The 25,788-nt window shown below is 73.6% G+C and carries 15 protein-coding genes and 1 pseudogene; 11 read left to right on the top strand and 5 right to left on the bottom strand.

What is annotated here, in order from left to right:
• Positions 1-18: 18 nt before the first annotated feature.
• Positions 19-1,551, bottom strand: coding sequence for a hypothetical protein (locus ACRX5S_RS02205; protein ID WP_436770946.1), 1,533 nt, complete (start codon positions 1,549-1,551; stop codon positions 19-21).
• A gap of 2,778 nt (positions 1,552-4,329) precedes the next feature.
• Between ACRX5S_RS02205 and cobT the strand changes: the two are divergent.
• The 4 genes and pseudogenes from cobT to ACRX5S_RS02225 all read left to right on the top strand — a co-directional run.
• A pseudogene (gene cobT, locus ACRX5S_RS02210) lies at positions 4,330-6,516 on the top strand (nicotinate-nucleotide--dimethylbenzimidazole phosphoribosyltransferase); the annotation flags it as partial.
• A gap of 91 nt (positions 6,517-6,607) precedes the next feature.
• Positions 6,608-7,846 carry a uroporphyrinogen-III C-methyltransferase gene (gene cobA, locus ACRX5S_RS02215; protein ID WP_436770947.1) on the top strand — a complete coding sequence of 413 codons (1,239 nt, stop codon included), beginning with the start codon at positions 6,608-6,610 and terminating at the stop codon, positions 7,844-7,846.
• Positions 7,847-7,887: 41 nt separating this feature from the next.
• Positions 7,888-8,835, top strand: a complete 948-nt coding sequence (locus ACRX5S_RS02220) for a TrmH family RNA methyltransferase (protein ID WP_436770948.1) — start codon at positions 7,888-7,890, stop codon at positions 8,833-8,835.
• A 109-nt stretch (positions 8,836-8,944) separates the two neighbouring features.
• Complete coding sequence (locus ACRX5S_RS02225; RefSeq protein ID WP_436770949.1) at positions 8,945-10,945, top strand: protein kinase domain-containing protein; 2,001 nt, start codon at positions 8,945-8,947, stop codon at positions 10,943-10,945.
• Positions 10,946-10,966: 21 nt separating this feature from the next.
• Here ACRX5S_RS02225 and ACRX5S_RS02230 read toward each other — a convergent pair whose 3' ends face one another.
• Positions 10,967-11,821 carry a hypothetical protein gene (locus ACRX5S_RS02230; protein ID WP_436770950.1) on the bottom strand — a complete coding sequence of 285 codons (855 nt, stop codon included), beginning with the start codon at positions 11,819-11,821 and terminating at the stop codon, positions 10,967-10,969.
• Between the two features lie 451 nt (positions 11,822-12,272).
• Between ACRX5S_RS02230 and ACRX5S_RS02235 the strand changes: the two genes are divergently transcribed.
• The gene (locus tag ACRX5S_RS02235; RefSeq protein WP_436770951.1) at positions 12,273-13,316 is read left to right on the top strand and encodes a DUF2637 domain-containing protein; all 1,044 of its coding nucleotides are present in this window, start codon (positions 12,273-12,275) and stop codon (positions 13,314-13,316) included.
• A 779-nt stretch (positions 13,317-14,095) separates the two neighbouring features.
• Here the strand turns inward: ACRX5S_RS02235 and ACRX5S_RS02240 are convergent.
• Positions 14,096-15,886 carry a serine/threonine-protein kinase gene (locus tag ACRX5S_RS02240; RefSeq protein ID WP_436770952.1) on the bottom strand — a complete coding sequence of 597 codons (1,791 nt, stop codon included), beginning with the start codon at positions 15,884-15,886 and terminating at the stop codon, positions 14,096-14,098.
• Positions 15,887-16,184: 298 nt separating this feature from the next.
• On the opposite strand from ACRX5S_RS02240, the gene ACRX5S_RS02245 reads away from it, so the two are divergent.
• From ACRX5S_RS02245 to ACRX5S_RS02255, 3 genes are all read left to right on the top strand, one after another.
• A complete protein-coding gene (locus ACRX5S_RS02245; RefSeq protein ID WP_436770953.1) occupies positions 16,185-17,264 on the top strand; it encodes an AAA family ATPase in 1,080 nt (359 codons plus the stop codon).
• Positions 17,265-17,268: 4 nt separating this feature from the next.
• A complete protein-coding gene (locus tag ACRX5S_RS02250; RefSeq protein WP_436770954.1) occupies positions 17,269-19,209 on the top strand; it encodes a vWA domain-containing protein in 1,941 nt (646 codons plus the stop codon).
• Positions 19,210-19,342: 133 nt separating this feature from the next.
• Positions 19,343-19,963: a phosphoribosyltransferase family protein gene (locus ACRX5S_RS02255; protein WP_436770955.1), complete on the top strand. Its 621-nt coding sequence runs from the start codon at positions 19,343-19,345 to the stop codon at positions 19,961-19,963.
• 150 nt (positions 19,964-20,113) lie between these two features.
• Here ACRX5S_RS02255 and ACRX5S_RS02260 read toward each other — a convergent pair whose 3' ends face one another.
• Positions 20,114-20,398 carry a WhiB family transcriptional regulator gene (locus tag ACRX5S_RS02260; RefSeq protein WP_358354603.1) on the bottom strand — a complete coding sequence of 95 codons (285 nt, stop codon included), beginning with the start codon at positions 20,396-20,398 and terminating at the stop codon, positions 20,114-20,116.
• Between the two features lie 379 nt (positions 20,399-20,777).
• On the opposite strand from ACRX5S_RS02260, the gene ACRX5S_RS02265 reads away from it, so the two are divergent.
• The gene (locus ACRX5S_RS02265) at positions 20,778-22,673 is read left to right on the top strand and encodes a penicillin-binding transpeptidase domain-containing protein (protein ID WP_436770956.1); all 1,896 of its coding nucleotides are present in this window, start codon (positions 20,778-20,780) and stop codon (positions 22,671-22,673) included.
• A gap of 77 nt (positions 22,674-22,750) precedes the next feature.
• On the opposite strand, the gene ACRX5S_RS02270 is transcribed toward ACRX5S_RS02265, so the two are convergent.
• Positions 22,751-23,914, bottom strand: a complete 1,164-nt coding sequence (locus tag ACRX5S_RS02270) for a hypothetical protein (RefSeq protein ID WP_436770957.1) — start codon at positions 23,912-23,914, stop codon at positions 22,751-22,753.
• A 1,004-nt stretch (positions 23,915-24,918) separates the two neighbouring features.
• Here ACRX5S_RS02270 and ACRX5S_RS02275 point away from each other — a divergent pair.
• Both ACRX5S_RS02275 and ACRX5S_RS02280 read left to right on the top strand, forming a co-directional pair.
• Positions 24,919-25,149: a hypothetical protein gene (locus tag ACRX5S_RS02275; RefSeq protein WP_436770958.1), complete on the top strand. Its 231-nt coding sequence runs from the start codon at positions 24,919-24,921 to the stop codon at positions 25,147-25,149.
• Positions 25,150-25,248: 99 nt separating this feature from the next.
• A complete protein-coding gene (locus ACRX5S_RS02280; RefSeq protein WP_436770959.1) occupies positions 25,249-25,746 on the top strand; it encodes a hypothetical protein in 498 nt (165 codons plus the stop codon).
• Positions 25,747-25,788 lie beyond the last annotated feature (42 nt).

Consider the following 25,788-nt stretch of genomic DNA (forward strand, 5'->3'; position numbering starts at 1 on the left):
GAGCCGGACGAGATTCGTTCAGCTCAGGGGCCGCAGGGCATCGCGGGTGGGCCGGGGCATCCCGGCACTCCCGGGCCGGCGTACGCGTACCCCGGCGTCGACGACCTCGGCGATCTCGACGATCTGGACGACGACGACGCGCTGTTGATGCCGGGGCCGCAGGGCGGCTGGGCGGAGGTCCCGTCGCCGGAGTCGGGACAGTACGTGGCCCAGGCACCGGTGGGGGGACAGGGGTTCCCGAACGGGCCGGCGGGGGCGCAGGCGGGGATGCCGCAGCCGGTGATGCCGCAGTCCGTCATGCCGCAGCCGGGGATGCCGGGGGCGGTTGCGTCGGATGCGGGAATGGTCCAGGGCGGTGTGCCGCAGCCTGGCCTGCCGCAGGCGGGGGTTCCGCAGGCGGGTGTGGGGCAGCCTGGAGTCGGTCAGCCCGGGGTCGGTCATGCGGGCGTTGCACAGCCCGGGATCGCGCAGACGGGCGTACCGCATCCGGGAGTTCCGCAGGCCGGGCCCGGGCTGCCCGAGGGCGGGCAGCCCGGTGTTGCCCAGCCTGGTTTCGTGCAGCCCGGTTTCGTGCAGCCTGGTGGTTCCCAGGCCGATGTTCCGCTGTCGGGCGTGCCGCAGGCCGGGGCGGCGCAACCTGGTGTGCCGCAACAAGGTGCCGTGCCGCAGCAGGCCGTTCCGGCGCCGCACGATGCGGCATCGCAGTCGCATGTCGCGCAGCAGCACGTACCGCAGGTGCCGCTGACGCCGCAGCAGCCGGGTGCGGCACAGGCGGGCGGACCGGTCCCGACGGGCGGGGAGGCGCCGAGCGCGCCGCAGTTCGGTGGCGTCCAGGGGGCGACGTCGCCGCTCGGACCTGTTCCGCCGCAGGCCGGAGGACCGCAGTTCGACACGCCTGCTGGACAGGTGGCGTACGGCGGTCCCGACCTGGCGGGGGTGCCGCAGCCCGGGACGCCGCAGGCGGGGGAGCCCGCCGCGGCACCGCAGTTCGGTGCGGGGCAGCCCGTACCGCCGCAGGGCGTACAGCAGTTCGGTGGACCGCCGCCGGTGGACCCGGCGTCGTCCGGGGCGCTCGGTGCGGTTCCCCCGGGAAATGCGGCGGGGATCTCGCCGACTTCGGGACCGGTACGGTCCCTCGCGGACCGCATGTCGGCCGCGGCGGCCGCGCCCGTGCCGCCGTCGGGTTTGACGCCCGTGCAGCCGAGCGCGCCGGAGGCCCACGCGCCGCAGGCCCAGCCTCCCCAGGCTGACGCGCCCGCACAGGCACAGCAGTTCGGTGCGGGGCAGGCACAGCCGCACGTACCGGGGCCGATTCAGGCCCAAGGGCAGGCGCAGGCGCAGGTGCCGCCGGTGCAGGCACCGCCGGTTGCCGGAACGCCGGTTGGGGCCGAGGGACAGCCCGTACCGCCGCAGGCCCAACTGCACCCTCAGGCGCAGGCCGAGATGCAGGCCCAGCCGCAGTCTCAGCCCCGGCCGCAATCCCGGCCGACCCCGATTCCGCAGGCCGAACCGGTCGTCGGGCAGCAGACCGGGGACAGTGGCGCCGCCCATGCGGGGGCGCAGGGTGGCGCCATTCCGGCGTCCGGCGTACGCCCCGGTGCGGTCCCGGCGGGGTCTCCCGGCGGCCAACTGCCGGGTGGCTCCGGGCCCGTTCCGGCCGCGCCCCAGCAACCGAACCCGCATCACTCCGGTGCGCCGGCCTCCGCCGAGGTGACGTTCACGACACCCGGAGGGCAGGCGCCCGGTGCGGTGCAACTGCCGCACCAGCCGACCGGATCGCCGCAGTCTCAGCCGGTCCAGGCGATGTCCGCGGGAGCTCCGCTCGCGCAGGGGCCGCGTACGACACTTCCGCCGCGGCGTCAGCGCCGGGTGGGGCGGGGGCCCGCCTCCGCTCAGTACCAGGCGGCGCAAGCCCCGGCCGGGGACGCGGCATCGGGGGCTCAGGCGGCGGGGATTCCCGCGCAGCCGATCGCCGAGGTCACCGCGCGCCTGACGCCCCCCACCGCGAGCCCGGCTCCGGCGACGCCGCCGCCGGTTGCTCAGCCCGTTGGTCCGTCACCCGCTGCCCAGCCGTCCGCGCCGAACGCCGCCACTTCCGGCCAGGCCGCGCCCTCGGGGTCGAACGCGGTTGCGGATGCGCCGGGTTCGGACGTCCCGCGCATCCCGCCGCCTCCCGTGGGGCCGGTGCAGTCCGGCGACATCGCGCAATCGGGCCCGTCGCAGCCGAACGCGGTGCAGCAGACACCGGCGAGTCCTGAGGCGGTTGCGGCCCAGGGGACAGCCGGGGCTGCGGGAGTCATGGAAGCTCCCGCGGCTGCGGGGACCCCGGCAAGTCCGGCGACGCCCGCGGCTGCGGAGGAGTCCGCTGCTCCGCAGGCCCAACCTGTGCAGGCCCAACCCGTGCAGGCCCAGTCCGTGCAGGCCCAACCCTCGCAGGCCGTTGCGGCGACTCCGCCGCAGGCCGAAGCCGCTCCGGTCGGAACAGCGCCGGGTGCGTCCGGGGCGCCGGGCACACCGGTGGCGCCGACGCCGTCCGAGCAGGCCCAGCCTGGCACTTCCACGCCGGCGGCCGGGCAGCCCGCCGCGGCCGCGCAGCCGTCTCCCATCGCGCAGTCCGGCGGTGCCGAATCCGCCACGCCGGTCGGCGCGGAGGCGCCTGCCGCTGCGGGTACGCCGCGCCGCATGCGTACGGCCGCGTTCGCCGACCCCGAGACGGCCCCGCGCCGCGGTGTACGCACGCGTAGTGTGCGTACGCGAGGCGCCGACGCGCCCGCGAACGAAGCCCCCGAGGTTGTGGAGACCCCGGCTGCCGCGCCGGACGCCGCCGCACCCGTGCCGAACTCCGGTACGTCTCAGGCGCAAACTCCGGCCGGGCAGCCGCCGGCGGCACAGCCCGCGGGTGCGGTTGAGTCCGCCGCCGCCGCACCCGCGCAGGAGGCCGCCCCGCAGAACGTGAGTACGGGGCAAGCCGCTTCGCCGTCGCGTACGCGGCTGGCAGGTGTACGGCCTCGCGGGCGCGCACGACAGGTCCCGGTGCAGGAGCCTGCGGTGAACGAGCAGGCTGCCGCCGCGGAAGGCGCTTCCGGTCCGGCAGTTGCCGGGACGGCGCCGGTACCGCCGCAGGGGGCGACGTTCGGTGCCGAGGGCGCAAATGTCGTGAACCTGCCTGCCTCGGCGCCGGGGGAGGGCGCCCAGGCGGCCGTAACTCCGGCGACTGGGGCGGACGCTGCCGTGTCGGCACCGCCTGCCGAGGCCGCTCCGTCAGTCGTGCCGAACGCTCCCGCGCCGCCCGCCGGTCAGGCCACGCCCGCGCCGGGCGAGGTGCCGAATGCGAACGCGGTACCGCCGGGCCCGGGTGCCGCGCCCGGTCAGGCGGCATCAAGTACCGTTGCTCCAGGGGTAGTTGGCAGTGCTCCGACGCCCTTGCCCACGGGACGCGTTGCGGCACGCCGGGCGCGTCAGGCGGGCGTCGCCCCGGCGCCTGCGCCCGCTCCGGCCCCCGCGCCCGCTCCGGCTGCGGCTCCGGCCCCGGCACCTGCGGGGGCCGCGGCTCCGGCCGTCCCCGCTCCGGCCGTCCCCGCTCAGGCCGCTCCCGCTCAGGCCGACGTGGCTCCGGCTGCCCCGGCGCCGGCTCCCGCGTCCGTGCCCACGACTGCCGCCCCGGCACCGACCCACGCGGAGGGCTCGGAGGACCGTGGCGCCGAAGCGGCATCGAACATCCCGGTGGCATCCACGCCGGCGGCCGGCGCACCGTCCGCGCCCGCACATCAGGGGCCGATCCCGGTTCCGCCGGTGGTCCCGCCCCCGGCCGCCGCGGCACCCGCACCCGCCGACGCGACGACCGGACCCGCCGCCGGCGAGGACAAGGGCAACGGCAAGGGCAAGGGCAAGACGGCCGACGCAGACACCACCAGCACGACTGATAAGACAGGCAAGACAGGCAAGGAAGAAGTGACGGACACCTCGGCTGCCCCCGCAACCCCCGTACCGGCGGCACCGGTTGGTACGCCTGCCGACCAGCAGGCGGCCTCCGGCGCCGCGGCGGCTCCGGCCGTCGACCAGGGGACCGAGGCCGTACGCGGTCGTCGGCGTGTCCGGCTGTCGGCGACTCCGCAGGGCGAGGCCGCACCGGCTGCGGCGCAGGTGCCTGCGGGGGCGGGAGCGGACAGTTCGGCGGCCCGGGCCGCCGCCGTACCGCAACCTGCCGCCGAGCCCGCCGGTCAGCCGAAGGAGACTGCGGCCGCGCCGAATTCGGCTCAGACCGACACGGCCCAACCCGACGCGGTCCAGCCTGACGACGCGCAGAACCCGACGGCCGATGTTGTGGCCGCGCCCGCGGAAGCGGCGGCGCAAGGAGTGGCCCAGGTTGCCGCGCCCGACGCCGCGGCCGAGGCCAGTTCCTCCGCCGGGCCCCAGGCCGCGACCGAGTCCCAGCCCGAAATCGAGGCCCAAGCTCAGCCCGAGCCCGGACCCAACGCCACCGCCGACGCCGACGCAGCCAAGACCGAGCCCCCGGCCGACGCCCACGCGGCACCCGGCCAGGGAACGGCCCCCGAGGCCGACCCCGCGGGCTCCCGGCCCGACGGCTCGCCCGAGGACCCGTCCGAATCCGAGGCCGCGTCCGCACAAAGCCGTGCCGACGCCCCGAACACCACGGGCACCACCACCGCCCCCGAAACCGAGAGCGAAAGCACGATCGACTCCGAGCCCACCCCCGAGACCGCCGCCACCGACTCCGAGGCCGATCCCGAGACCGACCACGAGAGCGACCCCGAAGCCGACCCCGCCCCCGCCTACGCCGAATCCGACCGCGAAGCGGTGCACCGCGTCATGCGCGAGCGCCGCGACGTCCGGACCGGCTTCCGTTCGGACGCGGTCCCCGACGAGGTCCTGATCCGCGTCCTGGAGGCCGCGCACCACGCGCCCAGCGTCGGCTACTCGCAGCCGTGGGACTTCGTCGTCATCCGCTCCGCGGAGACCCGGGCGGGCGTGCAGGAGCTCGCCGCCCGGCAGCGCGAGGCGTACGCCGCCTCGCTGCCCAAGGCGAGGGCGAAGCAGTTCCTCGGCATCAAGACCGAGGCGATCCTCGAAACGCCCGTCAACATCGTCGTCACGGTGGACTCGACGCGAGGCGGCAGGCACACCCTGGGCCGCCACACGCAGCCGCAGATGGGTCCGTACTCAAGCGCGCTCGCGGTGGAGAACCTGTGGCTCGCCGCGCGCGCGGAGGGCCTGGGCGTCGGCTGGGTGAGTTTCTTCGACGAGCGCGAGCTGAGCCACGCGCTGGGGCTGCCCGAGCACCTGGAGATCGTCGCGTACCTGTGCGTCGGCTATGTCGACGCCTTCCCCGACGAGCCGGAGCTGGAGCAGTCCGGCTGGGCGAAGCAGCGCCCGCTGTCGTGGGTGGTGCACGAGGAGGAGTACGGGCGGCGCGGGCTGCCCGGCGAGGACCCCGTACGCCTGCTGGACGAGACGATCCGCTCGGTCCGGCCGCTCGACGCCAAGGCCCTCAGCGCCGCCTGGGACCGCCACAAGGTGATGACCAAGCCCGCCGGGTCGCTCGGCGTGCTGGAGATGATCTCCGCGCAACTGGCGGGCCTGTCGCGGACGTGTCCGCCGCCGGTCCCGGAGCCGGCCGCCGTCGCGGTGTTCGCCGCCGACCACGGGGTGCACGCACAGGGCGTGTCGCCGTGGCCGCAGGAGGTCACCGCGCAGATGGTCCAGAACTTCCTCGCGGGCGGCGCGGTGGTCAACGCGTTCGCCCGGCAGATCGGGGTCGAGGTCTGCGTCGTGGACGTCGGCGTCGCCGCCGAGCTCCCGGTCGGCGCCGGACTGCTGCCGCGCAAGGTGCGTCCCGGCACCGCCGACATGACGCAGGGCCCCGCGATGTCGCGCGAGGAGGTCATGCGGGCCATAGAGATCGGCATCGAGACGGCGCGCGACCTGGTGACGGCCGGGAACCGCTGCCTGCTCACCGGGGACATGGGCATCGCGAACACGACGGCGTCGGCCGCGCTGATCGCGGTGTTCACCGGGACCGACGCCGCCGAGGTGACCGGTCGCGGGACCGGGATCGACGACAGCACGCATGACCGCAAGGTGCAGGTCGTCCGGGCCGCGCTGGCCAAGCACGCGCCGGACCCCGACGACCCGATCGGGGTGCTGGCCGCCGTGGGCGGGCTGGAGCACGCCGCGCTGGCCGGGTTCATCATCGGTGCCGCGGCCATGCGTACCCCGGTGGTCCTCGACGGTGTGATCGCCGGGGCCGCGGCGCTGGCCGCGCACCGGATCGCCCCGGACGCGCTGGCCGCCTGCATCGCGGGCCACCGCTCCGCCGAGCCGGGCCACGCCGCCGCGCTCGCGAAGCTCGGGCTGCGGCCGCTGGTGGAGCTGGAACTGCGGCTGGGTGAGGGGACCGGGGCCGTGCTGGCCCTCCCCCTGGTGCAGAGCGCGGCCCGCGTGATGCACGATGTGGCCACGTTCGACTCCGCCGGAGTCAGCGGCAAGACGGGCTGACCCGCCTCCGCGCGGGGCGGGTCCCCGTCCCGCGCGGTCCGGCCCGGGGCCGTGACGGCCCGGGTTCCGACGGATAGTGAGAAAGAGCGCCATGTCCCCGAAGTACGACGACGTCCCGGCCTACCCCGCGGGCCTCCGGCTCGCCGGTCGCAGGGTCGTCATGGTGGGGGCCGGCACGGTCGCCCGCCGCAGATTGCCCGGGCTGGTCGACGCGAAGGCCGATGTGCTGGTCGTCGCGCCGGAGGCCACGCCGTCCGTCGAGGCGATGGCCGACGACGGCGAGCTGCGCTGGGAGCGGCGCGGCTACCGCGCCGAGGACCTGGACGGCGCCTGGTACGTCATCGCCGCCACCGACGACCCGGCGGTGAACGCCGCCGTGGAGGCGGACGCCGAGGCACGCCGCATCTTCTGCGTACGCTCCGACGACGCCTCGCACGCAAGTGCCTGGACCCCGGCGAGCGGGCGGCACGACGGCCTCCAGATCGCCGTGCTCGCGGGCGGCGACCCGCGCCGCGCGGCCGCGGTCCGCGACCGCGTGCTGGAGGAGCTGCGCGAGGGGACGCTCGGCGCGGCGCACTTCCGCGCCAAGCGCGGCGGCGTCGCGCTCGTCGGCGGCGGCCCGGGAGACCCCGACCTCATCACCGTGCGCGGCCGCCGCCTGCTGGCCGAGGCGGACGTCGTGATCACCGACCGCCTGGGACCGCGTGCCCTGCTGGACGAACTCCCGTCCGATGTCGAGGTGATCGACGCGGCGAAGATTCCGTACGGCCGGGCGATGGCCCAGGAGGCGATCAACGAGGAGATCATCCGGCACGCGTCGGCGGGGAAGTTCGTGGTCCGCCTGAAAGGCGGCGACAACTACGTCTTCGGGCGCGGTTTCGAGGAGGCCATGGCGTGTGCGGCGGCCGGGATCCCGGTCGAGGTGGTGCCGGGCATCACGAGCGCGATCTCGGTCCCGGCGATCGCGGGCATCCCGGTGACGCACCGGGGCGTGGCACACGAGTTCACGATCGTGTCCGGGCACGTCGCCCCCGACAACCCGCAGTCCCTGACGGACTGGCCCGCCCTGGCCCGGCTGCGCGGCACGCTCGTCCTGCTCATGGCGATGGAACGCCTCGGCGCGATCGCGGAGACGCTGGTCGCGCACGGGCGCCCGGCCGACACCCCGGTGGCGATCATCCAGGAGGGCACCATGGCGACGCAGCGCACCCTGCGCACCACCCTCGCGAACGCCGCCGCCGACGCACGCGAGCAGGCCATGCGGCCCCCCGCCATCGTCGTCATCGGCGAGGTCGTCGCCGTCGCCGACCAAATCGGCGGAACCGACTGACCCCGAGTCGGCGGCAGCACAGGACCGGGTGAGGAGCACGCATGACCAGCCCGAACGGGTCGAACGAGTCGACCGGCCCGATCGATCCGAGTACCCCGATCGAACCGACTTCCCCGATTGACCTGACCGACTCGGCCCGTCCGACCGACCCGATTGTCAGGGTCGACGACGCGGACGACCCGCGCCTCACCGACTACACCGACCTCACCGACGTCGAGCTGCGCCGCCGCCGCGAGCCCGCCGAGGGCCTGTTCATGGCCGAGGGCGACAAGGTGATCCGGCGTTCGCTGGACACCGGCCATCCGCTCCGGTCGATGCTGCTGACCGAGCGCTGGTTGGACGCGATGGCCGACGTCGTCGCGCTCGCCGCCGAGGCCGGGGCGCCGGTCTACGTCGCCGCGCCCGAGGTCGTGGAGCGCGTCACCGGCTACCACGTGCACCGCGGCGCGCTCGCGTCCATGCAGCGCAAGCCGCTGCCGGAGCCCGCCGAACTCCTGGGCGCGGCGGCCGGTTCCGGGGACGTCACCGGCCCCGCGCGGATCGCGGTCTTCGAGGGCTTTGTCGACCACGCCAACCTCGGCGCCGCGTTCCGCAGCGCGGCGGCCCTCGGCATCGGGGCGATCCTGCTGTCCCCGGACTGCGCCGACCCGCTGTACCGCCGTGCGGTGAAGGTGTCGATGGGCGCGGTGTTCTCCGTTCCGTACGCCCGATTCGCCGAATGGCCGTCCGGTCTGGGCGTGTTGCGCGACGCCGGGTACCGCGTGCTCGCCATGACGCCGGACGAGCGGGCCACGCCGCTGGACGAGTTGCCGTCCGAGCAGTTCGACCGCTGCGCACTCATGCTCGGTTCGGAGGGCCACGGGCTGTCCCGGCGCGCGCTCGACGCCGCCGACGCGTGGGTGCGCATCCCGATGGCCGCCGGCATCGACTCGCTCAACGTCGCCGCCGCCTCGGCCGTCGTCTTCTACGCGACCCGTCCGAAGGCCTGATCCTCGGTCTCCAGTCTCGCGCCGCCGAGGTACTGACCAACTCCTGTCCTAACCACCACAATTGACACGGCGGGCAACAGCCCGACCGCGGGTGGCGAAAGGCGGCGGGGTGAGCGAACGGCTGCTGGCCGAGCGGTTCGAGCTCCACCACGAGCTCGGACGCGGCGGCATGGGTGTCGTCTGGCACGCCACCGACACCGTGCTGGGCCGCTCCGTCGCGGTCAAGTGCCTGCACGCGCCCACCATCCAGGGCGACCCGGCGATCCGCGAGGTGCTGGTACGCGAGGCCCGCGCCGCCGCTCGGCTCAACCACCCCGGTGCCGTCACCGTGCACGACGTCGTGCGCGACGGCGCCGACGTCTACATCGTGATGGAGTACGTCCCCGCTCCGACCCTCGCCGCCGTCGTGGACGCGCACGGACCGCTGTCCGCCGACCGGGTCGCGGCGATCGGCCGCCGCCTCGCCGAAGTCGTCGGCGCCGCCCACGCGTTGGGCATCGTGCACCGCGACATCAAGCCCGAGAACGTCATGCTGCTGCCGGGCGACCGCGTGAAGCTGACCGACTTCGGCATCGCCCGGCGGCTGGACGACGGCCCGTGGACCGGCACCGTCGTCGGGACCCCCGCGTACATGGCACCCGAGCAGATCCGCGGCCGACCCGAACCGGCGTCCGACCTCTGGGCGTTGGGAGCGACGCTGTTCCACGCGGTGGAGGGCGCCGGGCCGTTCGCGGCGGACGGTCTCGCCGCGCTGGTCGCCGCGGTCGTCACCGAGCCGGTGCCGCCCGCGCCGCATGCGGGTGACCACCTCGGGCCGGTCATCGAGGCGCTGTTGGTGAAGGACCCGGCGGCCCGTCCGGACGCCGACGGCGTGGTGCGCGCGCTCGGCGGCACGCCCGACGGACCGCCCGTCGCGCTGCCCGCAGCGCCGGTCCTGCCCGCACTGCCCGCCCTGCCCGCTTCGCCTGTCGCCTCGGAAGGGGACATCGTTGTCGCGAACCCCAATACGGCGCTGACCACTCCGCTCCCACGCCTGGCTCCCCGGCCTTCGACACTCGAACTCCCGCCCGGCGTGCTACCCGGTCCGGCGCTCCCGGTGCACGAGGCGACCGGCAGCCGGTCCGAGGCACCGTATGCGGGAACCGCCGCGTGGCCCGATTCCCCGTCCGCCGCCGACGAATCCGCGCCCGCCGGCGAATCGGCGCGGCGCCGCGGCCTGTTGGTCCTGGTCGGCCTCGCCGCCTTGGCGGCGGTCGCCGTCTGGATCGTGTCGTGGGCGACGCTGGAGTTCCACACGGTGCCGCTCGGCGGCGAGGCCGCCGGAATCGCCGCGCAGCCGTGGGAATCCTGGGAGATGGGCGCGGCGTTCGGAGCCGAGCCGGATCCGTCGCGGGGCGCCGTGGCCGCGGCGGACTCCCATGACCGCGTACTCGACTGGATGTTCGTGGCGGAGGGTCTGCCCAAGGACAGCGGCCTGCTCGCCGTCATGCTCGCGGCCACCCATCTGCCGTTCCTTCTGGTCCTGGTCGCGGCGCGCCTGGCCTTCTCCGACCGGCACGCCGAGACCGCCGCCGCGCTGCTCACCGGCGGCGCCGCGGTCTGGCTCGTCGACGGCGTGGTGATCCGCGGCACGGCGATCCCGGGCGGCGCCGACGACCTGCACCCGATCCTCGACTACGCCCCGTACTTGGCCGCGTGGGCGGCCGGGATGCTCGCCGCGCTCCTGCTGCTGTACCGGGTCCGCCTGAAGCCGAGGCCCACGTCGACGGTGGCCGCGCTCGCGTGCGCGCTGCTGGGCTCCGCGTCCGTCCTCGTCACCGCGCCCGAAGGACCGGCGCGGATCATGGGCGTGGCGCTGACGGGAGTCGTGCTGCTGGTGGGCGGGCTGGTCCGGCCGTTCCGCGTGGCCGCCGGGATCCTCGGCGGCTGGGCGCTCGCGACGGCCGGCAAGTGGTCGCTGGCCGCGATCCTGGTGGCCTCGCGGCCCGGTGGACGCGACCACGACGAGTGGACCGACCTGACCGCACTCACGTCCGAACAGATGGCACCGTGCCTGATCGCGGCGGCAGTTGCGAGCCTGTTCGCGATCGAACGGGCACTGCGCGCATGATCGCGGCGCCCGGCGTCCGGGTCACCCGGTTTCCGGCCGAGGTCCGATGCCGCGTCGCGAAGCGACTTGGTGCGCCCGCCTGTTGCGCCGCACCCGCGCGTGGATCCCGGTGCCGCGGTCCCAGATGAGCGGACGCAAGGAATGCGGGTCGGTCGGGGCGGACGGCTCAGCCGCGATCTGCCGCCGGGCGATCCGCGCTGCCGTCACGCGGTCGCGGTAGTTGTCGAACACCTGGACTTCCAGGCTGTAATCGGTGTGCATGTAGTCATAAACCATGCCGTGACCGGATGCCGCTCCGGGCCACGCCGGGTTCAGCGAGCCTATCTGAACGGCCCATTCGCGCAACCACTGCGTGGTGCCGGGCAGTACGAGAACTCCCGCGCGCATGCCGATGGCCGGCCGGCGGTGCCGCTCGTCGTACCCGTGGAAGTGCCTCGCAGGTTGGGCCCGGAACCACGCCCCGGTGTCGGCGAGGGCTTCCGCGTACCCGGGCGCGCGCAGCCTGACCGTGCCCTCGGAGGGTGTCGACAGCGGCAGCCGGCGCCGGAGTTCCCGCGCCGCGCGGTCGCCGAACGGCGCCGACTGCGCCGGTGCGATCACGATCGGCGGAGACGGCTCCGCATCGAACGGGTTTGTGTCCAGGAATGGCCGGTCCACGACCAACACGGTGTTCTGGGCGCGTTGGTGCGCCATGCCCCACAGCAGCGAGCCCAACAGGAGTGCGCCAGCGCGGTGCGTGACGATGTGCCAGGTGTCGTGGAACTCGTTGACGGAGAACCGCTCGACGGTTCCCGGGCGCAGGCCCAGAACGGTGCAGGGGCGGCCGTCCAGACGAATTGTCCGGCGGTGCAGCTTGATCCCGTGGTGCGCGGTCATCGCGGTCAGTTTTCCACGTCCGTCCTGGTGAGGGTCCGTCATGTCCGTTGTGCGGCAAGGTTCCACGTGTCGGCACCGGGTTGTCATCCGGTTTTCACCGACGTTTACGCGCGGGAGACGACGCGGTGGCGCATGCATCACCCGAACGGCTGTATCGTCGGGCGGTCGAGTTTTCGACCGCACCGGTTCTCGGACCGTCCCATCACCACGCGCCCGTCGGCCGCGGAGGGGTCCCTCAAGGGTGAAGCGCCATTCACCCGGAGAGGGGTTGTTCCGCCGTTCGGGATACGCGGAGCGGATTTTCCGCCAAGATAGGGCGCCGTACGAGGGGGCATCCGGCGCGCAGGGAACGCTCCGAACTCCGGTCCGGCGCGCGCCGATTCGCTCGGGTACACGGGGGACCGGCGTCCGCGGTCCGGACCAGGTATGGGAAGTGAGGCACAACGGCTTCATGAAGATCATGGGTGTACCCCTGGCCTGGGCCGTCGTCGGCCTGGTCGAATTCGTGCTCCTCGTGGCACTGGTGGCGTACCTGCTGAGGTCCAAGCGCGACACCGGAGTTGCCCTGGCCGGTGACGACAGTTGGGAACGCGATCAAGAGCGACGAAGGCGGAAAGAACTCTGGTACGGCATCGCGTCGTACACGCTGCTCTTCTGCTGCGCCGCCATCGCCGCCGCGCTGTCGTTCCGCGGCCTGATGGGCTTCGGACGTGAGAACCTCGGGCTGACGGACGGCTGGGAGTACCTCGTCCCGCTCGGTCTCGACGGCGCCGCCATGTTCTGCTCCGTCCTCGCCGTCCGCGAGGCGAGCCACGGCGACGCGGCACTCGGATCCCGCATTCTGGTCTGGACGTTCGCGGGTGCCTCGGCATGGTTCAACTGGGTCCACGCGCCGCGCGGCATCGGCCACGCGGGCGCGCCGCAGTTCTTCGCGGGCATGTCGCTGTCCGCCGCGGTGCTGTTCGACCGCGCGCTCAAGCAGACGCGCCGGGCGGCGCTGCGCGAGCAGGGCCTGATCCCGAGGCCGCTGCCGCAGATCCGCATCGTCCGCTGGCTCCGCGCCCCGCGGGAGACGTACGCGGCCTGGTCCCTCATGCTGCTTGAGGGCGTGCGTACCCTCGACGAGGCCGTCGAGGAAGTACGCGACGACCGCCGCGCGAAGCAGGACACGCGGGAGCGCCGCCGCCTCCAGAGCAAGCGCGAGCGTGCGCAGTTGAAGGCGATCAGCCGTGGAGACGGCCGCCATTGGGGCCGCTCCGGCCCGCGCCAGGAGATCGCGGCGCTGCCGGGAGGTGGGGGCTCCGAAGCTGTTTCGGAGCCGGCCATAGCCGAAAGCACATCCGGCCCGGGCCGTCCTGCCCTTCCGGCGCCGACCGAGGGAACTGCCCCCGCCCGCGACGTCATCGACCTCACCGCCGAAGACGACACCATGACGCTCCCGCGTCTGGACTCCCTGGAGCAAAAACTGAAGGACCTGGAACGCCAGTTCGGCTGACCCAAGGCAACCCCGAGGCGCCCTCCCCCCGTTTGGGGCCAGAGGGCGCCTCGCCGCTTCCGCCCCCGACCGGCCAGCGACGACGGTGACGCCCTCATCAGCGGCCGGCGCACCACGGCAACTCGAAGCCGACTGAACTCCGCCACCGTTCGGTCCCACAGGACTTGTGCCGACGACCACAGCGCGCCACGACGCGTACGGCGTCCGAGCATGGCCGCGATGGTCGTGAGCGGCGATCGGTCGCCTGGCCCACGCGACCACGTCCGGTTCGCAACGCGGCTCCGGGTGTCTCCGTGCCAGTCCCGCACCGCCGCGCCCTCGTGCCATCCCCCCCGCACGTGCCAAGCGGCGCCTGCTCGTTCGACGCTCGGCACCACCTCAGGTGTGCCGGGGACCCTCAGCGTGGGGGGGCGCCGACGTCCGCACGCGGCGACTCCCAACTCCGAGTCGGTGCGCGCCCGCGGCAACTGTCGTGGTGCCGTGGCCGGCACCCCGCGATCGCTGTGCGCGACTGTCGTGAGCGTGGCGGAGGGCCAAACGCTCTGGACTGGCTCGTCGCGCGGGGACAGACATCGGGCGTTGGTGCGTGAGCGTGCCGCCTGCGGCTGCATTGGCTCGCGACCGGGCCACCCGAAGGCTCCGCGGTCCAACAGAGGTGGCGTCGTGGGCTGGGCGAGCGCCCGCCGGGCGCGACCGTCGCGGGCGCAGGCTGCGCCTGGGGCCTCGTCGGTGGCGTGTGCCCGGTGTTTCCTGCTGCGCCGTCGGTTGCCGGGGCGGGATTAGTTGAGGGTGCCGTCGGGGCGTACGCCGTAGCGGCTCACCACGTCCGGTTCGCCGGGAATGGTGGTGGTGCGGAGGATCGCGCCGGGTTCGACGGTCCACTTGGTGGCGGTGGCGCGGGGGTCGGTTTGCACGGCCTTGACGCCCAGCGGCACCGGAACGCCGCCGTCGAAGCGGAAGAGCTCGACGAATTGCGTGACCGGGCCGCCGGTGCCGGGGGTGCGGGTGAGCACGACGACCACGGCCGGCTCGCCGACGAAAGTTGCGGGGACGGTCTCGGAGAGGTCCACGCGGTCCGCGCCCACGGTTGCGGAGCCGTTGATCAGGGTCAGGGAGGCGCCGCCCGCGGTGGGGTCCGCGTAGGTGCGGTTCGCCCAGTCGGCGGCGGGGGCGGTGGCGGCGGGGGCCAGCGCGCCGGCGGTCTCGGTCGGCAGCGGGTTGTCGGCGGGGCGCGGGGTGCCGGAGTCGTCGTCCGAGCCCTGGAACGCCGCGATGGCGAGGGCGACGACGGCGGTGACGATCACGAACACGATGGCCTGGTGCACCAGGACCCGGCGGCGGCGCCGCTGGGCCGAAGGGCGTGTACCGCCGGTGGAGCCGCCCCGGGAGCGCGGGCCGGGGGTCGCCGTACCCCGGGGTGCCGAGGGTCGGCCCTGGGTGCGGTTGCGCGCCGTGTCGGGGTCGGAATCGGCGCCGCCAGGGCCGGGGTTGGCCGCGGGACGAGGATGCGGACCGCCGCCGCCCGAGCCCGACGCGCCCGCGAGCGCCGCGGCGATGCCCGCGACCCCCGGCGCCTTCGACCCGGACTTGTGCCCGGCACCCGACTTCGGCCCAGGCCCCGCCTTCACACCGTGGCTGCCCGACGCGGAGCCCTGCGCCGGGTATCCCCCCGAACCCGGGCCCGGTCCCGAGGACTTCACGCCCCCGGTGCGCACCGGTCCCGAACGCGGCCCGGAGTCGCCGGAGGCCTCCGCCTGACGCCGTGCCAGGACGGCCAGTCGGTCGCGTACTTCCTCCGCGCTGGGCCGCATGAGAGGGTCCTTCGCGAGGCACGCCGAGATCAGCGGCATCGCGGGCCCGGGGACGCCTTCCAGGTCCGGTTCCTCGTGCACGACGCGGTAGAGCAGCGCGTCGACCGGCCCCGACCCGAACGGCGAACTCCCGCGCCCGGCATAGGCGAGCGTGACCCCGAGCGCGAACACGTCGGTCGCCGGGGTCACGGGCTGCCCGCGCACTTGTTCGGGCGCCAGGAAGCCGGGGGACCCGACCGCCGTCCCCGTATGGGTGAGCGTCCCGGCCCCGTCGGCGTACGCGATGCCGAAGTCGATGATCTGCGGCCCGTCCGGCGACAGCAGGATGTTGGACGGCTTCACGTCGCGGTGCACGACCCCCGCGGCGTGCACCGACACCAGCCCGTCCGCCACCGCCGAGCCGACGCGCGCCAGTTCGACGCAGCCGAGCGGCCCGCGTTCACCCACCCGGCGCTGGAGCGAGGGCCCGGGGACGTACGCGGTCGCCAGCCACGGCCGGGCCGCCTCCGGGTCCGCGTCCACCAGCGGGGCCGTGCGGTTGCCGCGCACGCGCGCCGCCGCGGCCACCTCGCGCGCGAAACGCGAGCGGAACTCCGGGTTGTTGGCCAGCTCCGGGCGGATCAGCTTGAGCGCGACCTTCTTGCCGTGCCGGTCCGTGCCCAGGTACACGACGCCCATGCCGCCCGCGCCGAGTCTGCGCAGCAGCCGGTACGACCCGACGACGCGCGGGTCCTGCCGCCGCAGCCGCACCATCGTCATCGAGGGCGATCTCCTAGTACCTGGTCGTTCGGGCCTGCGCGGTCGTTCGGGTCGACGGCCGCTCCGGGGGGGCTCCCCGGAGGTGATCAGTCGTCTGTGACACACGTTAGAGGAAGGTCGGCGGTTCAAGCGGCATCTGCGGCCCGGCGCGCAAAACCGGGTGACATCGTACGAGCCCTCCCGCCACCCTGGACGCGGCCGCGCGCCGCCCCTCCGGCGCCTCGCCGCGGCCCCTCGCCCCGCCCGATCCCGGCCTTCCGCGGGCCTCCGCGACCTTCCGATCTGCTTGAGGACTTCTGTGCATTCTTCCGTGACCGTGACACCCGCCGCGCTGCCCGAGGTGCTGCTCCATGTGGCCGTCGTGCGCCCGGTGTTCCTGTGGGGTGCGCCCGGCATCGGAAAGTCCTCGATGATCCGGCAGTTCGCCGAAGGGCTCGGCCTCGAATGCGTGTCCCTGCTCGGCACACAACTCGCCCCGGAGGACCTGATCGGCGTACCCCAGATCGCCGACGGGCGCAGCCGCTTCTGCCCGCCCGAGCAGATCGCCCGCGACGAGCCGTACTGCCTCTTCCTCGACGAGCTCAACGCCGCGTCCCCGGACGTCCAGAAGGCGTTCTACTCGCTGATCCTCGACCGCCGCATCGGCACCTACGAACTGCCCGCCGGATCGGTGGTCATCGGCGCCGGCAACCGGGCGACCGACAACGCGCTCGCGCGTCCCATGTCGTCCGCGCTGGCGAACCGGCTCGTCCATGTGCACCTGCGCGCATCTGCGGCCGACTGGCTGACGTGGGCGGTGCACGCGGGGATCCACCCGTGGATCGTGGAGTACCTGACGCAGCGTCCCGACCACCTGTGGAGCGCGCCGCCGAAGAGCGAGGAGCCGTTCTCCACGCCGCGGAGCTGGCACATGCTGTCGGACACGCTTGCGTCGTACGGCGATGCGGTCTCCGGTCCGCGCGGCACCGAGATCGTGACGCTGCTCGCGCACGGGACACTGACGGCCACTCATGCCGCCGGGTTCCTCGCGTACCTCAAGACCGTGCGCAACGCCTATGGGCTGGAGGCGATCCTCAAGGGCGACGCGCGCTGGCCCGCAGCGCCCGCCGACCGGGACCTGCTGTACTTCCTCGCCGAGACGTTCCGCGCTCGGATGGCCAAGGAGTTGCCGTCCGACAAGCGGCACGCGTCGCCCGCCGTGCGCCAGTTCGCGTTCCGCTCCAAGGCTTTGCTCGTCGAGCTGGCCGAAATCTCGCTGGAGATAGCCCAGTTGGTGATCGCCGACGACGAGCACGGCAACTCCCGGCTGCCCGGCTGGTTCCTGGTCGAGGCCGCGAAGGACATGCCGCGGCTGGTGGCCGCCCGCGCGGGGAAGTGACGCGGTGGCGAGGTCGGGAGCCAGGCAGGGGCCCGGGGCCAAGGCCGCGCACGAGCGGGCCGCGCGCCGACTGCGCACCCGCGCGGCCGGATGGCAGATGACCGAGGGCAACTGGGCGATGCGGGGCCTTGCGCGGGCCGCGTCCGTGCGGGAGGCGAAACCCGAGCCGCCGGTTGCGTGGGCGCGTATCGACTCGCGCGCGGGGATCGAGGTGAACGCGTACCAGGACGGCCGACCGGAGGAATGGGCCTGGGTGTTCACCCATTTGCTGCTGCACCTGGGGCTCGGCCACCTCGCGCCGGACCGTCTGCGCGAGGTGGGGATCGAGCCGGGCGGACCGGTGCCGGAGGCGTACGCGATCGCATGTTGCGTCGCGGTCGAACGGTTCGCCCAGGAGGCGGTACGCGTCGGCGTGCCGCTCGTCCACCTGCCCCCACTGCCCAACGGCGACGAGGCCGCTCTCGCCGAGACCTGGGCGGAGCGCGGGATTCCGCCGGAACTGCGCGGTCTCGGCACGAACGGCGCGCGTCCCTGCTTCGAATACCTGCCCGAACCGCGCGGCCACGACTGCACTTGGGAGCCGTGGGACCACGACTGGACGGCGGAGTTCGCGCGCACCCTCGCGAACGCCGCGCAGGACGCGATGGCCCGGGCCGCCGAGCAGGCCGGCGGCGTCCGGCGCAAAGCCTCGCGCGGGCCGTGGGACCGGGCGCTGAACTGGTTCGTGTCGGCGTACCCGCTGCTCGGCGCGCTCGCCGCGGGGCTGACGATCGTCGACGACCCGGAGGTGGCGCGCGCCTGGGACATCTCGATCGCGGCGGTGAGCGCCAGTGCGGGGGAGATCTACGTCAACCCGCACGCCGATCTCACGCCGGAGGAGTGGCGGTTCGTGCTGGCCCACGAGATGCTGCACGCCGCCCTCGGCCACGATCGGCGCGTCGAGGGCCGCGATCCCGAACTGTTCAACATCGCCTGCGACTTCGTCATCAACGACTGGCTGGTCCAGATGGGTGTCGGACATATGCCCGAAGGGCTGTTGTACGACCCGCAGTTGCGCGGTCTGTCGGCGGAGGCCGTGTACGACACCCTCGTCACCGACCTGCGGCGGGCCCGCAAACTGCGCACGTTCGGCGGGCGCACCCACGGTGGCAAGACGGGCGACGTGCTGGGGGACTGGCTGTGCGACCCGCAGGCGGCCGACCGCCGCGGCACCCGGCAGCGGGAGCGCGGCCATCTGCCGCCTGCGCCGTGGGACCGCGGGGGCGACGGGCCGCGCGACGCGGTCGACCTGGACGCGTTCTACCGGCGCGCTCTGTCGACCGGCCTCGCGTACCACGACAGTGGGCGCGGATTGGTGCCCGCGGGCCTGATCGAGGAGATCCGGGCACTCGAACACCCGCCGCTGGCCTGGGACGCCAAACTGGCCCGCTGGTTCGACGAACATGTGCGCGCCCCCGAGTACAGGCGGTCGTACGCGCGCGCCTCGCGGCGGCAGGCGGCCACCCCCGACATCCCGCGGCCGGGCCGGCACCTGCCGGAGGAGGCGGTGGAGCAGTGCACGTTCGGCGTCGTCCTGGACACCTCGGGGTCGATGGACGGCGAACTGCTCGGCAAGGCGCTGGGGGCGATCGCCTCATATGCGGCTGCGCGCGATGTGCCGCGCGCCCGCGTGGTGTTCTGCGACGCGGCCGCATATGACGCGGGGTACATGGCGGTCGAGGACATTGCGGGGAGCGTACGGGTGCGCGGTCGCGGCGGGACGGTGCTGCAACCGGGGGTCGACCTGCTCCAGCGTGTCGAGGACTTCCCACCGGACGGGCCGATCCTGGTGATCACGGACGGCTACTGCGATCGGGTGGCCGTGCGGCGCGAACACGCGTTCCTGGTGCCGCGGGGTGCGCGGCTGCCGTTCACTCCGAGGGGGCCGGTGTTCCACGTGGTGTGACCGGGTGGTGCGACCGGTAGCCTTGCCGGTCGTTCAGGTCGTTCAGGTCGTTCGGATGGCTCGCTCATCTGGGGCGGCCGGGTCGTCGGCGGGAAAGGGCGGGCTATCCGCGCATGGGTGTGACGGTATGGGTGTGACGGACCGTCAGCGAGTCGTCCGGCTGTTGCGGGAGGCGTTCGCGTGGCGTGACACGCCTGTCGGCGAGTTCGCGGACCTGTCCGGATGGTGGCGCGACCCGGAGCTGCTGCGCATGCTCGGCCCGTCGCTTGCCGAACTGCACGCGGAGGCGCGGTCCGAGCCGCACGCCGAGGGCAGCGGTGCCGCGTCCCCGGACGACTCCGCAGGCGCGCCGACGGTGGTAGCCGGTATTGAGACCCGCGGCTTGGTTCTCGGCCCCCTCACCGCCGTCCACCTGGGCGTCGGGTTCGTGGAGGTCCGCAAGGAGTACCGCATCGCGGGCGAGGGCCAGCGCGACGGCGACGACCCGATGCTGCGCGCGCAGACGCCGCCCGACTACCAGGACGGCGGGCTCACGCTGATGGCGCCGCGGCGGCTGTTCGGCCCGCGAGACCGGGTCCTGCTCGTCGACGAGTGGATCGAGTCCGGCGCGCAGGCCAACGCCGTGCGCCGCATGGTCGCCGAGGCGGGGGCCGAGTGGGCCGGCGTCGCGGTGATCGTCGACGCGTGTGAGCCGCGCGTACGCGAACGCCTGGGTGTGCGCGGCCTCGTCGCCGAAGCCGACCTGCCCGGCTGAGCGTCGGACGACCGGCCGCCCCCGCGACGCCCGGTCCTGCGGTCCCGCCCTCCGGTCCTGCGTCCGCTGTCTCCCGCTGTCTGCATCCAGCCCCGTGCCTTCAGCCCCGTGCCTTCAGCCCCGTGTCTTCAGCCCTCTGCCGTCCGGCCCCTATGCGGCGTGCTCGCGTTCCCGCAGCAGTGCCGCCCGTTCGGTCTCCCCCATCCCGGCCCATACACCGCGCCGCTCGGGCACGGTCAGCGCGTGGTCCAGGCACAGCCGCCGCACCGGGCAGCTGATGCACACCTTCTTCGCGACGCGTTCGCGCGCCCGGCGCTCGCCGGGCCGCTCCTGGTCGTCGCCGAAGAACAATGCCGCGTCCATTCCCCGGCAGGACGCGTCCTCCTGCCACCCGTACCGCGGTGGTGTCGGAATGGCGATCCTCGTGGTCCCCATCGCCCCGTTCTCCTCCTGCTCGACCGGCACTCCCCGACCGGATGTCCGTTGGGCCTGTGCCGTACGGCCCCATGTCTCTATCCGACGCGCATCTCCTCGTATTGGTTTCCGTGCGGCAGGAGTTTTCGTGCGAGAGGATGAGGAGCCACCCGTCATGTCATCCGATCTGACGATGCGTGTCCATGTCCGCACGCGGGGGAGCGGGCCGTCGGCGGTCGGCCTCCGCGATTCGTCATACCGGTCGGATTTCAACATCTACAGGTCGGTCACAACCGGCGCCCGAACCCACCGCCGGGCTTCCGCTCGCGGCGGCGTTGGATAGCGTGGCGGCACGTACGGCCGGGGGACCCGGCGGTTGGCGGCAAAGCAGGAGGCGTAAGTGGGCAGGACAAGACGACGGATTCCCTCGGCGGTGCCGGTGGCCCTTTCCGTCGTGGTCGCGCTCGCGCTCACCGGGTGCAGCGACGACGGCGGAAAGAAGGACACGTCGGAGGCGACGGCGAAGGAATTCCTCGCCGCCTGGCAGGCGAACGACATCCCGAAGGCCGCCGCGCTCACGGACGACCCGGCGAAGGCGACCGCCGCGCTCAACGACGCGCGCAAGCAATTGCAGTTGCGGCAGGGCGAGTACACGGCGGAGGGCTACACCAAGGGCAAGGACGACGCGCCCGGCAGCCTCGCGTACACCGCGAAGCTCACCGTCGCCGGTGTGCCGGAGCCGCTGACGATCAAGTCGGCCGTCCCGGTCATCGACAAGGACGGCAAGGCGCTCGTGCACTGGCAGGCCAACATCCTGCACCCGCAGTTCGACGAGGGCTGGAAGTTCTCGAATGTCCGCAAGACCCCCGACCGCGCGTCGATCCTCGACCGCAACGGCGGGAACCTCGCGGGTGCGATGCCCGCGGTGTCGATCTCGCTGTGGCCGGCCAAGATGGGGGCGGACGCCGACGCCATCTACGCGGCGCTCTCCGACCCGGTCTTCGACAAGGACATCCCGAAGCTCAAGGAGCAGGTCGCCAAGTCCAACCCGGACAACGCGGTCTTCGTCGTCAACCTGAGCAAGGACAAGTTCGACCGCATCGCGCAGCCCAAGCTCTCGCGCTTCGGCGCCGCGATAGTGATCAAGGACATCACGCTCCAGACGTCGACCGTGGCCAAGCAGATCGTGGGCCAGGTCGGCGAGGCGACCGACGAGATCCTCCAGAAGCCCGGCTACGAGAACGCCGGCGCGGGCGACCAGGTCGGCACGAGCGGCCTCCAGGCCCGCTACCAGGCGCAACTGGGCGGCACCCCGACGACCAAGGTGACCATCAAGAACGCCAACGGCGCCGAGGTCGGCACGCCGCTCTTCGAGAAGGCGGGCACGCCGGGCACGCCGATCAAGACCACGCTCGACCAGAAGATCCAGACCGAGGCCGAGAAGGTCATGGCCGCCTCGGACAAGAACGCCTCGATCGTGGCGATCGACACCAAGACCGGCGGCATCCTGGCCGCCGCGAACAACCCGGCCAACGGCGCCAACAACGCGTTCAACGGCCGCTACGCGCCCGGCTCCACGTTCAAGACGGTCACCGCGGCCGCGCTGATGCAGGCCGGCCTCAAGCCGACCGACAAGGCGCCGTGTGAGAACACCCTTGTGGTCAACGGCCAGACGTTCAAGAACTACGACGACCTGAAGCCGATCCCGGACGCCACCTTCGGCACGGACTTCATGCAGTCCTGCAACACCGGCTTCATCGCGCAGGCCGACCGCCTCCAGGACGACACCCTCACCAAGGTCGCCAACGAGACGTTCGGCATCGGCCAGCAGTGGGACGTCGGCACCACCACGTTCGACGGCTCGGTGCCCCCGGCGGCCAGCAAGAACGACAAGGCCGCGTCGATGATCGGCCAGGGCAAGGTGCAGGCGAGCCCGCTCGTGATGGCCTCGGTGGCGGCGACCGTCGACTCCGGCACCTTCAACCAGCCGGTGATCGTGACCGACCCGGCCCCGCCGGGCCGCGTCGCGGCCAAGCCCGTGGACCCGGCCATCGCGGGCCAGCTCCGCGCGCTGATGCAGAGCGTCGTCGAGGGCGGAACGGCCGCGCAGCTCAAGGGCGTTGCCGAGGGCGCGAAGACCGGAACCGCGGAGTTCAGCGAGAACGGCCAGGTGCTCACCAACGGCTGGATGATCGCCTTCAAGGGCGACATCGCGGTCGCCGTGATCGTCGAGAAGGGCGAGTCCGGCGGCAAGGCGGCGGGCCCGATCGTGAAGGCCTTCCTGAGCGCGGTCTGACGCTTACCCGGCGGCCCCGGCGTCGAGTTCTCCCACTCGACGCCGGGGCCGCCGTTTGACTCGGTATCTCCTCGCGCTCAATGCTCGGTTGGGCGGTACGCCCCGTGGGTGCGTGCCGCGGCGGCCTGTTCGAGGGCCGTGCGCAGGAACGATGCGGCATCCGCGCTTTCGTTCGGGTCGGGGGAGAGCAGCGCGCCCAGCATCTCGTTGACCGCGGCCACCGGCGGTCCCACGCCCGCGAGTTCGGCCAACGTCTGGGCGGACACCGCGAGATCGGGTCCTTCACCGCGCCGGGCCAGGCGGTAGCGGCGGAACAGGCCGGTGCGGTCCGGCAGGTAGGCGCCGTTCAGCTCGCGGGCCAGGCGTACGGCCGTCTCGGACGGCATCTCGGAGGGCCACTCCCGCAGTTCGACCGTCCGGCGCCGCGCGGTGCCGTTCACCGACGGGACGTCCGACCCCGCGACCGCGCTGTCCAACAGCCGGTCCACCAGCAGCGGTCCCAGCCGCTCCGGCGGCAACGAGGTTGCGTGTATGGGCGGGTGACGCTGCATCAGCTCGAACCACCGAGAGCCGACCACCCGCAGGATCCCGTGATAGGTCGGACGCCAGGGTTCCTCGACGGCAATCGCCTCAGCGGGAGCCGCCTCCGCGGCGGTGTCCACCACCGCCAGATGGCCGTCCAAAACCGCCGCCACCCCGGCTGGACCGGCCGCCACCTCAGCCGACGCCGCCTCAGCCGACGCCGCTTCAGCCGACGCCGCCTCGACCGGCGGCCCCGGACCTGCCTCGCTCTCCTCTTCGCCCTGCCCCACCCGACCCCCACCACGCCTCCGCCACCGGGCGAGCAGCCGTACCGCAACCACCCGGTCCGCGGCCTCGGGCGAGCGCATCAGGTGCTGCAACTCGATCCCCACATCGCGGTCGCCCGCGTCGACCAGCGCCTCCAGGGCCGCGAGCCGCCGCGGCCCGGGCGTCGCCGCGAACGCGCGCACCCACATCACCACGGCCGCGTTGTCGCTCCCCGCGGCGGTGCGCACCAGATCCGGGAACAACTCCGCGTCCGCCACCGACAGCGCGTCCATCAACGTCACCGACAGCCGCGGCCGCAACTGCTCGGGCAGCGCCACGCACACCAAAATCGCCAGCAAATCCGCCCGCGTCGCCGGATCCGGATGTGAGACGGCGAGCTCCAACACCCGCTCGGCGGCGTCCGGCGCAAGCCCTTCGCACGCCTCCATCACGCCCACCCTCCCCGACCCAGCAACACCGCCTCCCATGGTGGTACCCCCTCCCCCCGGCCCGCCATACCCCCCATCCCAGCCGAACCCCGGCCTCCGTGGTCCCGACCCGTGGCACGCGGCGGGCTGGGCCGCGTTGTCGACTACGCCAGGTCGCCGGGGCCGGATCGCGTAGGGAATCGGGAACTGGCCACCCCGTGGCACGCGGCGGGCTGGGCCGCGTTGTCGACCACTCCAGGTCGTCGGCGCCGGATCGCGTACGGAATCGGGAACTGGCCACCCGCGTGGCACGCGGCGGGCTGGGCCGCGTTGTCGACTACGCCAGGTCGTCGGGGCCGGATCGCGTAGGGAATCGGGAACTGGCCACCCCGTGGCACGCGGCGGGCTGGGCCGCGTTGTCGACCACTCCAGGTCGTCGGCGCCGGATCGCGTACGGAATCGGGAACTGGCCACCCGCGTGGCACGCGGCGGGCTGGGCCGCGTTGTCGACTACGCCAGGTCGTCGGGGCCGGATCGCGTAGGGAATCGGGAACTGGCCACCCCGTGGCACGCGGCGGGCTGGGCCGCGTTGTCGACCACTCCAGGTCGTCGGCGCCGGATCGCGTACGGAATCGGGAACTGGCCACCCGCGTGGCACGCGGCGGGCTGGGCCGCGTTGTCGACTACGCCAGGTCGTCGGGGCCGGATCGCGTAGGGAATCGGGAACTGGCCACCCCGTGGCACGCGGCGGGCTGGGCCGCGTTGTCGACCACTCCAGGTCGCCGGGGCCGGATCGCGTACGGAATCGGGAACTGACCAGTGACCGCGATCCTGCGCTTCCCTTCTTGGGTGACCTGCCGCCGCGTTGAGGGTGGCGTCGGTCGCGGGGTGCGGATCGTGCGGCCGTGGCGATTGAGGGCGTGTGGGGGAGGTCACCTTGGTGGGGGGTTAAGGGGTGGGGGCGGGGTGTCGATGTGTGTCGATAAGTCTCTCGGGCTGAGAACGGCCCCGGAAGGTTGGAGTGCGGTATGTCGAACAACGTGACGTTGGTGGCGCGGGTGCCGGTGCTGCGGTCGACGGATGCGGAGCGGCCGGTCGAGTTGCGGTTCGGGCCGCACACGGATGCGGAGGGGCGGCCGACCGAGGAGTGGACGGTCGAGCGTCTGACGCTCGCTCAGGCGGCGCATCTGGTGGAGGACCTGGCGGTGATGCTCGGCCTGCCCGCCGGCGGCCCGCCGGACCTGCGCGTGGTGTCGTAGCGCGGAGTGCCCCGGCGGTTTGCGCCACACGGGTGGTTGGCGTGACCGGGCCGCGCAGGTCCCCCGGCACGGCGGCGTCCGCGTTCCACAATGTGCCCCGTGACCAGCACCAAGACCGGGGCCGGCGCCGGTTCGGCACGTCGTGTCGGGCACGCCCCCACCCCCGCGCCCGCCCTCACCGCGACCCCGCTGCGCCCCGTACGGAGCGATCCCGCGCCCCCTGAGGCGCGGGTTCCCGCCCCCGCGTCGGAGCCGACCGACGAGGCCCTCGCCGCCCCGCCGGCGGAGCCGCGCGGTACGGCGGATCTGGCCCGCCCGCACCGCCGCATGCGCCCCCCGCGCGTGCGGCTGCGGCTGCCGGACGGGCAGAGCCTCGACGTGACGCTGGTGAGCTGGCACCAGTACAGCGACGGCACCTGGCGGGCCCGGGTCAGTTGGCCCGTCTGGGGTGCCGTGGCGCACGCCGGGGAGGTGCAGACCCGGACCTGCGCGCAGGAGGCGTACGTCCCGGCCCGTATGCTCACCCCGCTGCCCGGTGAGGACTACCGGGCGGTACGGCGCCACCGACCCCGGATCAGCTTTCCGCGGCAGGCCTGAACCCGCACGGCCCGGCTCGGCGAGGACCGCAAAACGGTCCGT

Origin of the sequence: Yinghuangia sp. YIM S09857 (assembly GCF_051388915.1) — a bacterium.
In the GTDB taxonomy this organism is placed as follows: domain Bacteria; phylum Actinomycetota; class Actinomycetes; order Streptomycetales; family Streptomycetaceae; genus Yinghuangia.

Excerpts from the sequence above, each read along its gene's own strand:
- ACRX5S_RS02230 (WP_436770950.1), bottom strand. The coding sequence starts at position 11,821 with ATGACCGCGCACCACGGGATCAAGCTGCACCGCCGGACAATTCGTCTG.
- ACRX5S_RS02220 (WP_436770948.1), top strand. The coding sequence starts at position 7,888 with ATGACCAGCCCGAACGGGTCGAACGAGTCGACCGGCCCGATCGATCCG.
- ACRX5S_RS02205 (WP_436770946.1), bottom strand. The coding sequence starts at position 1,551 with ATGGGCGGCGCCACTGTCCCCGGTCTGCTGCCCGACGACCGGTTCGGC.
- ACRX5S_RS02240 (WP_436770952.1), bottom strand. The coding sequence starts at position 15,886 with ATGACGATGGTGCGGCTGCGGCGGCAGGACCCGCGCGTCGTCGGGTCG.
- ACRX5S_RS02275 (WP_436770958.1), top strand. The coding sequence starts at position 24,919 with ATGTCGAACAACGTGACGTTGGTGGCGCGGGTGCCGGTGCTGCGGTCG.
- ACRX5S_RS02235 (WP_436770951.1), top strand. The coding sequence starts at position 12,273 with ATGAAGATCATGGGTGTACCCCTGGCCTGGGCCGTCGTCGGCCTGGTC.
- cobA (WP_436770947.1), top strand. The coding sequence starts at position 6,608 with ATGTCCCCGAAGTACGACGACGTCCCGGCCTACCCCGCGGGCCTCCGG.
- ACRX5S_RS02260 (WP_358354603.1), bottom strand. The coding sequence starts at position 20,398 with ATGGGGACCACGAGGATCGCCATTCCGACACCACCGCGGTACGGGTGG.